This is a genomic window from Cohnella rhizoplanae (genome assembly GCF_948329515.1).
Taxonomy (GTDB): Bacteria; Bacillota; Bacilli; order Paenibacillales; family Paenibacillaceae; genus Cohnella; species Cohnella rhizoplanae.
Genome location: NZ_CAOJCN010000019.1, coordinates 74006 through 87010 on the forward strand (window position 1 = coordinate 74006; position 13005 = coordinate 87010).

Consider the following 13005-nt stretch of genomic DNA (forward strand, 5'->3'; position numbering starts at 1 on the left):
ACGTTCACGTTCATTCAAAAAGAAGCCTGGGCGCAAAGCCGAGGCCTCTTATATCGATCGATGTCGCAGCGGACGAGCGGCGCTATTGGAGCGGATTGCTCAGCAGCGCCAATTCGGGGTGCTGATCGAGCGCTTGGCTGCAATAATCGCAGACCACCTGCACCGTCACTTCCCCGTTTGAATTATACGCTATTATACGCTTTCGCTCCTCGGGGGTCAAGAAATGCAGGCCCAGCCTATATTCGGATACGTCGGCTCCCTCGAAGCGTCCGAGCGGCGTGCGGCAGTGCCGGCAAACGTAATTCACAGCCATATGGGTATGCCTCCTAAAGGCAGATTATGCGCCCATGGATTCGCCACGGAACCGCGCTCCCCTCAGTATGCCCGAATGACTGCGATTTTAAGCGGAAATGGATGGCGCATCCTGCGGAAGACCGCTTCTCCTCGCGCTGCGCGCCCCGCTCCAGGCTCTATTTCCCCCCGGCTTGCTTGCCGTTGAACTTCGCCATAGTCTCCTCGAACGGATGATCGAGCGCGTACTCGATGGCGTCGCAGGCATCCGCGATCATCGCCCGCAGCGCCTCCTGCTCGCTCTTGGGGAAAGGGCCGAGCACGTAATCGACGACCTTCATGCCGCCGACCGGCCGCGAGATGCCCATGCGCACCCGGTTGAACGTCTGGGTCCCCGTATGCGCGATGATGGACTTGATGCCGTTGTGCCCGCCCGCGCTCCCCTGATACCGGAGCCGGATCTTGCCCGTCTCCGTGTCCAGGTCGTCGTAGACGATGATGCCGTCTTCCAGCGGGGCCTTGTAATAATCCATAAGCGCCCTCACCGACTCGCCCGACAGGTTCATATAGGTCATCGGCTTCAGCAGCGCCACCTTCTCGCCGCGCACCCGCGCTTCGCCATAGAGGCCTTTGCACTTGCTCTGATTCACCTGCGTGCTCCAACGCCTCGCCAGCTCGTCGACGACCATGAAGCCGGCGTTGTGCCGCGTCGCCGCGTATTCCGGTCCCGGATTGCCGAGTCCCACGATCCATCTCATCGGTCATACACTCCGTTTCAATAATTTTATAGGCAAGCTGCAACGAAATCGCCCGCAGCGGTGTCATCTAGGTTACATAGCACACAAACGACAGGGGTGATGATGATAATGATGTACATCAACGGCCAGGCCTTGTCCCATGACAGGCACTTCGCAGATCATATCGTAGCAGAGGTGCCCGTCCAAATCTACAAGGACAGGGAGCACAGCGACATCGGGTTCATCGAATATTATGGCAAAGAATACGTGAAGGTCAACAACAACGTGTATTGCCGCAAGTCGTTTACGTTCATCTCCAGGCCGGGCTACTGAGCCCCGTCGGCTTCCCGCCTCCTGCGGACCATGCGCAGGGGGCTTTCCTCTTTCGTCCCCGGTCCCGATTGCCATGCCGAAGCCCGATTGTGATAAGATCCTCTTAATAACCGGGAATCGAATGGAGACCGACCGACATGGAAAAGACGAAAATTCTGATCGTGGAGGACGAGGAAGCGATATCCGATCTGCTCGCCTACCGGCTTGCCGGAGAAGGCTTCGAGACGCGGGTCGCGGCGAGCGGGGCCGAGGCGCTGCGGGAGCTCGGACGGGCGCGTCCCGACCTGCTGCTGCTGGATTGGATGCTGCCGGACATGAGCGGCCTCGAGATCTGCAAGCGCGTGACCGCGGACTACAACATCCCCATCGTCATGCTGACCGCGAAGTCCGATATTACCGACAAGATTCTGGGGCTCGAGTTCGGAGCCGACGATTATATCACGAAGCCGTTCGACCTGCGGGAGGTCGCGGCCCGGATCCGCACGGTCCTCCGGCGGCTGGCCCAGGCCAACCAGAGCGGGGAGGATGCGGACAAGAGTGACGCCTTCCGCTTCAAGGACGTCGCCGTGTCTCCGCAGGAGAGGCTCGTGACCAAGGACGGCCGGACGGTGGACCTGACGCCCAAGGAATTCGATCTCCTCGTCAAGCTGTTCCGGTACCGAGGCAAGATTTTCACGCGCACGGAGCTGCTCGATCTCGTCTGGGGCTACGATTTTGCAGGCGATACGCGCACGGTAGACACCCATATCCAGCGGCTGCGCAAAAAGCTCGACGCCGGCGACCTAATCACGACGGTATTCGGCGTCGGCTACAAGTTCGAGAAACGGGCGGACTGACGGATGATCCGGACCATCAGGGCCAAGTTCGCCGTCGGTTTTTTGCTGATTTTCTCCCTCTCCTTCCTTATTCTCAACCAGACGGCCCGGGAGATGATCCGGACAAGCAATCAGCGCATCATCACGGGCAATCTGACCGAGCTCAAAAACAACAGCAAGGTCTATGTGCGCCAAGCGTTTCTGATCAACCACTTTTCCAACGACGACCTTTATTTCGGCGAGATCGCCGAGGAGATGGTCGGAGACCTCAAGCGCGCCACGGCCAGCGACGTCAGCGCGTATACCGTCGACGGCGTCCTGCTGTACGCGTCCGATCCCGAGCGGTTCGCCGGGCGGCCCGAAGACGATCTGAGGCAAGCGCTGAACGGCAGGACCGCCTATACCATCTCGTACGACGGCGATGCAGGCGCCGTCCTCTACTCGTACCCGGTCGTCATCGACGGCGTCAAGGTGGGCATATTGCGATACGCCAAGGATTTCTCTCCGCTCTACGAGCAGAGCGGGCGCATTCTGGACACCGTCTTCGCGATCGCGCTGGCGATCTTCGCCGCCGCCTTCTTGTTCTCGTACCTGCTGTCCCGGCATATTACGATCCCGCTGGTCAAGCTGACCCGCGCGTCCACGGAGGTTAAGAACGGCAATCTGGACGTCCGCCTCCGCCTCCGGCGCCGGGACGAGATCGGACGGCTGGCCGACAACTTCAACGATATGATCGAGCGGATCGGCACCCAGATCGAGACGATCGGGCGAGACCGCGACCGGCTGAAGGAAGCCGGCGAGCAGCGCAAGCAGTTTTTCGACAACGTCACTCACGAGCTGAAGACGCCGCTCACTTCGATTATCGGCTATGCCGAGACGATCCGGGACAATCGAGAGACGGACGGGGCTTTTTTCGACAAGGGCATGAACCACATCGTGGAAGAGAGCCGCCGCCTTCAGGGCATGGTGCTGAATCTGCTGGAGGTATCGCGCCAGAGCGCGGACCGGGAGGCCTTCGACCTCGTCGAGACGGGCGCCATCCTGCGCGATGTATGCGATGCGATGGCATTCCGGGCGAGACGCTACCGCAAGACCATCGTCTGCGAGACCGAAGAAGGCCTGTTCGTGCGCGGTCAGTCCGACAGACTGCGTCAGCTCTTCATCAATCTGCTCGACAACGCCATCAAATACAGCTCGCCCCAAGCGGAGATCTCCGTCCGGGCTCGCCTGGATGCCGGAAACGTGCGGCTTGAGATCGCCAATCCGGGCGACACGATCCCGCCCGAGCAGCTCGCGAACCTGTTCCAGCCATTCTATACGCCGAACCGCAAATCCAAGGAACAAGGCAGCGTCGGGCTCGGGCTCGGCATCGTCAAGTCGATCGTCGACGACCATGGCGGGGCTGTGCGCATCGTCAGCGAAGATCGTCGCACTATAGTCGATATCGACCTGCCCTATGGAGGGACAGAGCCATGAGAATCAGGACCTGCCGATCCGCGACGCTCGCGGCCGCCCTGGCGATGGCGCTGTTGTTGCTGTCAAGTTGCGCGGGAGGGGCCCGGTACGAGACCATCGTCATTCCCGATTCGGAAGAGAACGGGGCCTCCTCCGCTCCCGACCAGCCGTTCCAGGCAAGCAGAATCTATCGCCTCCCGGACGGGGATGCCGGCCTCGACCGTATGCTCGGATGGACCGGAGCCGATACGGTCGCCGGGCTGTTCGCACCCCCGCTGCGTGGCAACGAGCGCGACCTGCAGCGGCTGTCCGGGCTCGGTCCGCCGTACGAGCGCTTCGAGCCGCTGCTCGGCCTGGATGCCGAACTGTACGTGACCGGCCTGTCGCCGGACGGCCGCTATCTATCGCTCCTCGCGCAAGCCCAAGAGGGCATCTCGCTGCAGTTGGCGGCGCTGCCCGGCGGGGACAAGCAGACGGTCGCCCTGTGGCAGCCGGGACAGGCGGAGCTGCTCTCCCGCAACGTCGCCTGGTCGGACAACGGCCGCTACGTCTCTTATCTCGTCGCCCCCGCGCCTGACGAACCGGCCGCCGTCGGCATGTTCGACACGGCTGCCGGCCGCGCATCGCAGTATCCCCTCGCGGGCTTGAACACGGCGAGCGCGGTAGCTGCGGTCAAGCTGTCCGACGATGGCGGCAGCGCGCTGATCTTCTCCCAAGGCCGGCTGCAGGTTGGCACCAAGCAAGGCAGCGAATACGTAGTCCGGTACGAGCACGCGGCAGGCAGCGACCAAGCCGCCTGGCTCGACGACGACCGATTCGTGTTCCTCGGCACGGAGGGCTCGCTGTACGAATACGATCTGCGCAACGGGGAGCTGGCCGTCCTGCTGCGGGACGTCGGGATCTTCCAGGTGTCCCCCGACCGGAGAAATATCGCCTATTCCCAGAAAGATAAAAACGGCGACTACTCCATCCTTGCCGGGAAACTGCAGGGGAACAACGTTTTATATGTCCGGTCCGTATACCAGGGCTTCATCCCCGCGCAAATGTACTGGAGTCCGGAGCAGAATCGGCTGCTGGTCGACGGACACAAAGTATCCGAGCGCGCGACCCAGGCCCAGCCTGCGCCGGCGGCCGATCCGGATCGGACGGTGCCGGAGGGGGCACAGGACCGTCGTCCGTTTATTATCGAATTTAAGTCTTAAGGGGCGCTTTAAGAGGCCCCGCGGCAGACCGGGACCGGAGCGATTCGGTTCCGGTCTTTTGATGTTGGAGACATTTTGTTCACAAGTACGCGAAGATTTGGCCACATCCGTGCTCTACATTGAGAAAGGAATGGAAGTTCCTCATCTCAACGCAGCAACAAAGGAGCGTGTGCGTCATGAAAAAAATAAAATTCAGATTCGGCTTGCAGGCAGCCTGTCTTCTCCTGTTCCTCCCGCTGGCGGCTTGCGGCGGCAACAGTGGCAGCGGCGGGTCCGGCGGCGCGAACGCGAACGGTACCGGCACGAACGGGACAAGCGCGGGCGAGGTCTCTCAGACGGGAACGGCGCTGCCTGGCGGGTCGTCTGCGGAAGCCGGCGGAGAGGCCCCTGCCGTAGGCGCGGGCGGAAAAAAGAAGATCGTATTCGCGAGCTTCTGGCCGGACGAGAAGTTCAAGGAAGCGAAAAAGAAGTATGAGGCGGCACACCCGAACATCGAGATCGAGCTGCAGGACGTGCAGACCGACGACGCGCACCTGGAAGCGGAGATCGAGAAGTTCGTCACGACGACCAATGCGGCGATGATGGCGGGGAAAGGCCCCGATATGCTGCAAATGGACCTGCTGGCCGCCGACAGCTACGTGAAGCACAAGCTGCTGGCCGACATCGGCGCCATGATGGACCGGGATCCCGACTTTCCCAAGCAGGATTACTTCTCCAATATCCTGGACAATGTGCGTGTCGGCAAGTCGCTGTACAGCCTGCCGCTCTCCTTCTTTCTATCCGGCTTGGCCGGGGACGAGGCTGCGATCGCTTCGGCAGGCGTCCAGATCGACGACAAGAAGTGGTCCTGGGACGACTTCGCGAACACCGCCAAGCAATTGATCGCGGCCAAGGGCCCCTATTCCTCCGTGCTGGCGACGAGCGGTCCCGAATTCTTGCTGGCGGATATGGTTCAGGACAACTACCGCCTGTTCATCGACGAGGCAAGCGGCACCGCCAAGTTTGAATCGGCCTCCTTTACCGGTCTCATGAACCAGGTCAAGACGATGTGCGAGGCAGGTGTCGTCAACTCCCAAGGCATCGCCATGGTACCGGGGGCCGCCGCAGCCGGAGCGCCATCCGCCAACTGCTCAGGCAGGGGCGCCTACTTCGAAGACGTCCAGATTAATTCGCCCTGGGATTATCTCGTGACGCTCCGCGAGCATGGGGAGCATGTGAGGCTGTATGCCAAGCCCCATGCGCAGACCACCGCGGACGGCGGCTACTTCCGCACCTACCGGAACGTCGCGATCAACGCGAGCTCCAAGGTGCAGGCGGAAGCATGGGATTTCATCAAATTTATGATGGAGGACGAGATCGGGAACCCCCCCGAGACCGCCGGTATCCCGATCAATAAAAAGGCATTCGCCCAACAAGTTCAGCAGCTGAAGCAAGCCGGCACGGTCAAGGCTTACGAAGAGGGACCGCTGCACGGCATGTCCTTCCCGGTAGACGCCGAGATGCTGGACCGGTTGGAAGCCTATGTAGAGGGGGCCATTCATCCGGTCCGGGATTCGTCCGACAAGGTGTGGGAGCTGGTCAAGAACGAAGCCGTGTCGTTCTTCGCCGGACAGAAGTCCGCGGAGGCCGTCGCCAAGCTAATTCAGAACAAAGTGACGACGTATCTCAATGAATAGGAGCTCCAGACTGCCCGGATGGCTTCGCGGAGAAGGGTCGATAGCCCTGTTGTTTCTCGCGCCCAGCCTGATCGGCTTCTCGATTTTTTACCTCATCCCGTTTTTGATCGGCTTGTACGAGTCATTCACGGACGGCAATCTCGGCGGCGTCTTCGTTTGCCTTCACAACTACCGGGAGCTGCTGGCGAGCGGCTCCTTCCGCAAGGCGGCGCTCAACACGCTCCTGTTTACCGGCATCGGCGTTCCGCTCCTCATCGCCTCGTCCCTCGGCCTCGCGCTGCTGCTTCACCGGCCGGTCTATCTGCGGGGCTGGCTCCGTACGTCGATCGTGATGCCGCTGGTCGTTCCCGTCGCCTCGGTCGTCATGATCTGGCAGATTTTTTTCGACTGGAACGGTACCCTGAACGAATGGCTGCACCATTTCTCTCACGGGCGGGTCGATTGGATGCAATCGGAGTGGTCGATGAGCGTCGTCGTCCTGATGTACTTGTGGAAAAATATCGGCTACAACATGATTTTGTTTCTGGCCGGATTGCAGACGATCCCCAAGGATTACTACGAGACGGCCGAGATCGAGGGAGCCGGACGCATGCGCCAGCTGATCCATATTACGCTCGTTTATTTGACGCCCACGATGGTATTCGTCGTGCTGATCTCGATCGTGAACTCGTTCAAGGTATTCCGGGAGACGTATCTGCTGGCCGGCGACTACCCGTACGACCGGCTTTATATGATGCAGCATTACATGAACAACATGTTTTTCTCGCTCGACATTCAGAAGCTGACGGCCGCGGCTGCTCTGATGGTCGTCTGTATCGTTGCGATGGCGGCGGGCCTGCTCAGAGCCGAACGGCAGTATCGGGAAAGTACGGAATAATCGGAGGAGGTGCCTGGCGATGAGAAGCTCTGGAGTCGTGCCAAAAACGGCCGCTACGCTCGCGCTCGGAATCGTGGCCGCGGCCATGCTCCTCCCGATCGCGCTGACGGTCGCGAACTCGCTCATGAGCGAGCTGGAGATCGGGCGCAACTATGACCTGCTCGACCGGATGGTCGATACCGCGCACGGCGGCGCGGATGCGTTCGCCCATCTCAAGGTACTGCCCGACTGGCTGACCTTCGAGCAATTCGCGCAGGTGCTGATCCGGTCGCCTCATTTTCTAAGCATGTTCTGGAATTCCGCCGCCTTGGTCGTGCCGATCGTCGCCGGACAGACGGTCGTCGCCTCGCTCGCGGCCTACGCCTTCGCGAAGCTGCGCTTTATCGGCCGGGACAAGCTGTTCATGGTGTACCTGATGACGATGCTCATGCCGTTTCAGGTGACGCTGGTGCCGAACTATATGGTCATCGACCGGCTCGGTCTGATGAATCACGCGTCGGCGATCATCCTGCCCGGCATATTCGGCGCCTTCGGCGTGTTCATGCTGCGCCAGTTCATGGCCCACATTCCCCGCGGCTACGCGGAGGCGGCCAAGATGGACGGCGCGGGGCATCTGACGATTTTTGCGCGCATCGTGCTGCCGCTCGCCAAGCCGGGCTTGTCCGCGCTGACGGTGCTTCTGTTCGTCGATTACTGGAATATGATCGAACAGCCGCTGATTTTCTTGCAGGATGCCGTCAAGCAGCCGCTGTCGCTCTATCTGGCGCAGATCAACCAGCATGAGCGAGGCGTCGGTTTTGCCGCTTCCGCGCTGTACATGGCTCCGATGGTGCTGCTCTTCTTATACGCGGAGTCCGACTTTGTCGAAGGGATACAATTGTCCGGCATTAAAGGCTAGATCTGGAGTGATCGCACATGGACGAGGAGAAATACCGTTCGAGGAAACGCAAAATGCGGTGGATCGCGGGAAGCTTCGTTGTCCTGCTGGCAGTCCTGACGCTGGGAGGCAATACGCTGCGGGCCTTGTCGATGCCGAAGATCGTGACGGCGCTGCCGACCGCCGGCCCGCTGGAGCATACGTACGAAGGAAGCGCCACGATACGGCCGGGTGCGGAGCGTGAATTGACGAACCCGGGAGGATGGAAGGTCGCGCAAGTGCTGGTGAAGCAAGGAGATGCGGTGCGAAAAGGCCAGACGCTTGTCCGCTATGACGACAGCGAGGCCGCGCAAGCGCTTGCCGATCAGCAATCGACGCTCAAAAAGCTCACCCTGTCCTTGGAGCAGCTGCAGTACAACGTGATTCAGGCGATAAAGGAGGACGATGCGGCGGCGAAGCTCACCGCGACGGCGGCGCTCGAAACGGCGAAGCTCGAGATTGACGACCAGAAACGGCATATCCAAACGTTGCAAGCGGATATCGCGGCAAATGGCGAGCTGCGGGCGCCTTTCGACGGGGTCGTCGCCGATGTGAGTGCCGAGAAGGGCGCCGTCTCGTCCGGCGGTCCGGACATTCGGCTGTCCGATATCGCGCGGGGCTATCGCATACGTCTGCCGATCCCGGGAGATCTCGCATCCACGCTGAGCCTGGGCGATAAGCTGGATCAAATCTCGCTGATCGACGATGACGGCGTTTGGTTGTCGGGCACGGTGACGGATATCGAGGAGAGCGGAGACGGCCTTGAAAATGGCGATGCGGGCGATGATGAAGTAACGTCCGCGGGCGACGCGATGCCGATGTACAATCTGACGATTACGCTGAACAAGGGCGTTGCTGCGATCAAAGGCGGCGAACGCGTCAAAGTCAGCATCCGAACATCGAAAGGCGGCGATCTGCTCCTCGTACCGAGCAAGGCCGTGCACCAGGACGCGCGGGGGGCGTTTGTCTACACCGTCGGGGCCAAGCAAGGCCCGCTCGGCAACGCCTATTATGTCGTGGAGAATCCGGTCAATATCGTGGATTCTAACGACTATGCTATAGCGGTTAGCGGATTGTTCGACCAGGCTGAGATCATCGTGGACAGCACGGATTTCATTTTGCCGGGCATGCGAGTACGATACTAGACTCTTCCGTTATCACGAGAAGCACTTATCCACATTTTACGCACATCTCCACCACTCGGAACCTGTGGGTTAATCCCTGCTAGGTGTTGATACACAAAGAAGCGCCAGGCTATCCACAGCCTGGCGCTTCTTGTTCACATATGTGGATAAGTGTGTGAGGATGCATTACCGTCAGATGTCGACTAGACGTCGACCTCCGCTGCCTTAGCGGCTTCGGCATGGTTCGCGTTCTCAGCGGAAGCGTCGGACATGGCGTCGGCCTCCTCCGCGGATACATCCTTCTGCGGCGCGAGCACGGCGATGACGACGGCCTCTTCGTCCTGAAGCGGCTTGACGCCGGGCGGGAATGCGAGCTGACCGATCGTCAGGTTCTCGCCGAACCCGAGGGCCGAGATGTCCGCGACGATGGACTCCGGCAGGTCGCGGGCCACGCACTCCACTTCGATCTCGTGGAGCACGACGGTCAGCAGGCCGCCTTCCTTTTCGCCTTGGGAAGTGCCCGTGACTTCGACGCGGACCGGCGCTTTGATTTTCTCGTTGAGGTTAATCTGGTGGAAGTCGACATGGAGCACCTGGCCGCTCAGCTTGTCGCGCTGCACGTCCGTGAGCAGCACCGATTGGCTGCCGCTGCCCGGCACCTCTAGCTGGAGCACCGCATGCGCATTGCCGCGCATCAGGCTGGCGACCTCCTTGCTGTCGAGCGCGATAGGGCTCGGCTCCTGCAGGCCTTTGCCGTACACGACGCCGGGTATCCGGCCTTGTATCCGCAGCTGCCTGAGCGCGCCTTTGGTGGAGCGTTGGCGTGATTCCGCACGCAATGTCGTCGTCATACCGATTCCTCCCGATTGTTGCAAGTTTTGAAGACATGCATTTATTTTACCCGTACGGGAGGAGCGCTAAACAAAAGGAAGTTCCGGCCGGAAACGCAAAAAGGCCGAAACCGCCTGCGAAAGACGGTTTCGGCCCATATCGCTTATTAAGCGTGCGGCTCGAACAGCTTGCTGATGGACTGCTCTTCGTGGATGCGCACGATCGCTTCGCCCAGCAGCGGAGCGACGGACAGCACGCGCATCTTGGTGGACGCGCCCGGCGTGCGCAGCGGGATCGTGTCGGTCACGGTCACCTCGGTGATCGGGGACGCCTCCAGCCGCTCCATGGCTTGTCCGGACAGCACGGCATGCGTACAGCACGCGTAGATCTCTCGCGCGCCGGCTTCCTTGAGCGCCTGGGCCGCCAGGCAGATCGTGCCGGCCGTATCGATGATATCGTCGATGAGAATCGCGGTCCGTCCGGAGACGTCGCCGATGATGTTCATGACCTCGACGACGTTGGGCTCCGGACGGCGCTTGTCGATGATGGCGAGCGGCGCCTGGAGCTCGTCCGCCAGCCGGCGGGCCCGTACGACGCCGCCGTGGTCTGGGGAGACGACGACGGGCGCGATGAGGCCCTTGCTCTGGAAGTAGTCGCCCAGGATCGGGACGCCGAGGAGATGATCGACCGGGATGTCGAAGAAGCCCTGAATCTGCATGGCATGCAGGTCCATGGCGATGACGCGGTGCGCCCCCGCCGTCTCGATCAGGTTCGCCACGAGCTTCGCGGTGATCGGGTCGCGCGACCGCGCCTTCCGATCCTGGCGGCCATAGCCATAATAAGGGATGACGACGTTGATCGTCTTGGCGGAGGCGCGCTTGAGCGCGTCGACCATGACGAGCAGCTCCATCAGATGCTCGTTCACCGGCCAGGAGGTCGACTGAACGACGAACACGTCCGCGCCGCGCACGCTCTCGTTCAGCCGGATATGAATCTCGCCGTCGCTGAACCGGGTGACCTTCACGTCGCCCAGCGGCACGCTAATATGCCTGGCGATGGCCTCCGTCAGGCGCGGATTCGAGCTGCAAGAAAATAGCTTGAGTGTATTGTCAGGGTAGCTCATAAGCGCCTCGCTTTCGGTAGGGGGTGGCGGGACCCGCGCGCCGGCGCGGGATTGTCCGGTGGCCCGCCTTCGATTTGGATCTGTTGCCGTATCCGCAGGTTTACTCGCCTTGGCCTTCTGGGCGCTTGGCAGCGGACTCCTTCTTCGTCTTGGCCCGCGCGCGCAGCTTATCCGCGTAGCCTTCTTTGTTCACCTGGCGGGCGCGCGCGATCGCGACGCTGCCGTCGGCCACGTCGTGCGTGACGGTAGAGCCGGCGACCACATATGCGCCATTGCCGATGGTGACCGGCGCGATCAGGTTGGAGTTGCTGCCGATGAAGGCGTCGTCGCCAATAATCGTCTTCGATTTATTATACCCGTCGTAATTGGCGGTAATCGTGCCGCAGCCGATATTGGAACCCTTGCCGACGACCGCGTCCCCGACATAGCTCAAGTGAGGGACCTTGCTGCCCGCGCCGATCTCGGCGTTCTTAATCTCGACGAAGTCTCCGATCTTAACTTGATCGGCGAGCTTCGTGCCCGGCCGCAGATAGGCGAACGGGCCGACCGTGCAACCGCTGCCTAGCCGGGCCGACTCGGCGACCGTCTGGCGGATCGCCGTGCCGTCGCCGACGATCGTATCCGTCAGATCGGCTGACGGGCCGATGACGCAGTCTTCGCCGATCGCCGTGCCGCCCCGCAGGACCGTGCCCGGATACAGTACCGTGTCCGCGCCGATCGTCACGCTCGCTTCAATATAAGTGCCAGCCGGATCCACGATCGTCACGCCGTTCGCCTGATGGCGCCGCGCGATGCGCTGGCGCATGAGCCGCTCGGCCTCGGACAGCGCGATGCGGTCGTTGACGCCGATCGACTCGGCCGGATCCGCCGCGACGAACGCAGAGATACGCTCGCCCCGTCCCTGGAGGATGCCGATGACGTCGGTCAGGTAATACTCGCCCTGCGCGTTCTCGTTGGTCACGGCGGAGAGCGCCTCGAACAGCTTGCGGTTGTCGAAGCAATAGGTGCCGGTATTGATCTCGCGGATCGCAGCCTGTTCCGGCGTGCAGTCCTTCTGCTCTACGATGCGGTGCACGCTGCCGTCTTCCCCGCGGACGATGCGGCCGTAGCCCGCCGGCTGCTCCAACTCGGCGGTCAGGATCGTCGCGGCGGCGCCCTCCGCGTCGTGGAGCGCGATCAGCGCCTCCAGCGTCTCCGAACTGACGAGCGGCGTATCGCCGCAGACGACGATCGTCACGCCCTCGGCGCCGCCGATCGCCGGCGCGGCCTGCAGCACTGCGTGGCCCGTTCCCAGCTGCTGCTGCTGCAGCGCATATTCGACCGAATCGCCCAGCGTCCGCTGCACGGCTTCCGCGCCGTGGCCGACGACGACGACGGCGCGCTCGCAGCCGATGCCCTTCACGGCGTCGAGCACGTGGCCCACCATCGGTTTGCCGCATACGGGATGCAGCACTTTATATAATTTGGATTTCATCCGCTTACCTTGTCCGGCAGCCAGAATCACAGCCATTCTCGTCATATCGGGCGAATGCCTCCCTTTCCCGCCGCGCACGGTCTTTTGTCACTTGTGATCATAGCTTATTACAGGGCAAATGAAAAGAGAGCCGTCGCCGGCTCTCGCTGAA

General features: G+C 61.4%; 13 protein-coding genes. 8 read left to right on the forward strand and 5 right to left on the reverse strand.

The genetic code is table 11. The features are described from left to right. Positions 1-82: 82 nt before the first annotated feature. Positions 83-313 carry an anti-sigma-F factor Fin family protein gene (locus PQG80_RS22250; RefSeq protein WP_271753841.1) on the reverse strand — a complete coding sequence of 77 codons (231 nt, stop codon included), beginning with the start codon at positions 311-313 and terminating at the stop codon, positions 83-85. A gap of 157 nt (positions 314-470) precedes the next feature. Beyond that, positions 471-1049: an aminoacyl-tRNA hydrolase gene (gene pth, locus PQG80_RS22255; RefSeq protein WP_271753842.1), complete on the reverse strand. Its 579-nt coding sequence runs from the start codon at positions 1047-1049 to the stop codon at positions 471-473. 108 nt (positions 1050-1157) lie between these two features. On the opposite strand from pth, the gene PQG80_RS22260 reads away from it, so the two are divergent. From PQG80_RS22260 to PQG80_RS22295, 8 genes are all read left to right on the forward strand, one after another. After that, a complete protein-coding gene (locus PQG80_RS22260) occupies positions 1158-1361 on the forward strand; it encodes a hypothetical protein (protein ID WP_271753844.1) in 204 nt (67 codons plus the stop codon). A gap of 137 nt (positions 1362-1498) precedes the next feature. Continuing rightward, positions 1499-2197, forward strand: coding sequence for a response regulator transcription factor (locus PQG80_RS22265; RefSeq protein ID WP_271753845.1), 699 nt, complete (start codon positions 1499-1501; stop codon positions 2195-2197). Positions 2198-2200: 3 nt separating this feature from the next. Next, on the forward strand, positions 2201-3652 hold the full coding sequence (locus PQG80_RS22270; RefSeq protein WP_271753847.1) for a HAMP domain-containing sensor histidine kinase: 1452 nt from the start codon (positions 2201-2203) through the stop codon (positions 3650-3652). After that, entirely contained in the window at positions 3649-4833 is a 1185-nt protein-coding gene (locus tag PQG80_RS22275; RefSeq protein WP_271753848.1) for a hypothetical protein, read from the forward strand. The genes PQG80_RS22270 and PQG80_RS22275 overlap by 4 nt, the downstream gene beginning before the upstream one ends. A 176-nt stretch (positions 4834-5009) precedes the next feature. Next, entirely contained in the window at positions 5010-6509 is a 1500-nt protein-coding gene (locus PQG80_RS22280) for an ABC transporter substrate-binding protein (protein WP_271753849.1), read from the forward strand. Next, positions 6502-7386: a carbohydrate ABC transporter permease gene (locus tag PQG80_RS22285; protein ID WP_271753851.1), complete on the forward strand. Its 885-nt coding sequence runs from the start codon at positions 6502-6504 to the stop codon at positions 7384-7386. The genes PQG80_RS22280 and PQG80_RS22285 overlap by 8 nt, the downstream gene beginning before the upstream one ends. 19 nt (positions 7387-7405) lie before the next feature. After that, positions 7406-8284: a carbohydrate ABC transporter permease gene (locus PQG80_RS22290; RefSeq protein ID WP_271753852.1), complete on the forward strand. Its 879-nt coding sequence runs from the start codon at positions 7406-7408 to the stop codon at positions 8282-8284. Positions 8285-8301: 17 nt separating this feature from the next. Then, complete coding sequence (locus tag PQG80_RS22295; RefSeq protein WP_271753853.1) at positions 8302-9447, forward strand: efflux RND transporter periplasmic adaptor subunit; 1146 nt, start codon at positions 8302-8304, stop codon at positions 9445-9447. Between the two features lie 182 nt (positions 9448-9629). On the opposite strand, the gene PQG80_RS22300 is transcribed toward PQG80_RS22295, so the two are convergent. From PQG80_RS22300 to glmU, 3 genes are all read right to left on the reverse strand, one after another. Next, entirely contained in the window at positions 9630-10277 is a 648-nt protein-coding gene (locus PQG80_RS22300) for a 50S ribosomal protein L25 (protein ID WP_271753854.1), read from the reverse strand. 146 nt (positions 10278-10423) lie between these two features. After that, a complete protein-coding gene (locus tag PQG80_RS22305) occupies positions 10424-11380 on the reverse strand; it encodes a ribose-phosphate diphosphokinase (RefSeq protein WP_271753856.1) in 957 nt (318 codons plus the stop codon). A gap of 100 nt (positions 11381-11480) precedes the next feature. After that, positions 11481-12899, reverse strand: a complete 1419-nt coding sequence (glmU, locus tag PQG80_RS22310) for a bifunctional UDP-N-acetylglucosamine diphosphorylase/glucosamine-1-phosphate N-acetyltransferase GlmU (protein ID WP_271753858.1) — start codon at positions 12897-12899, stop codon at positions 11481-11483. Positions 12900-13005 lie beyond the last annotated feature (106 nt).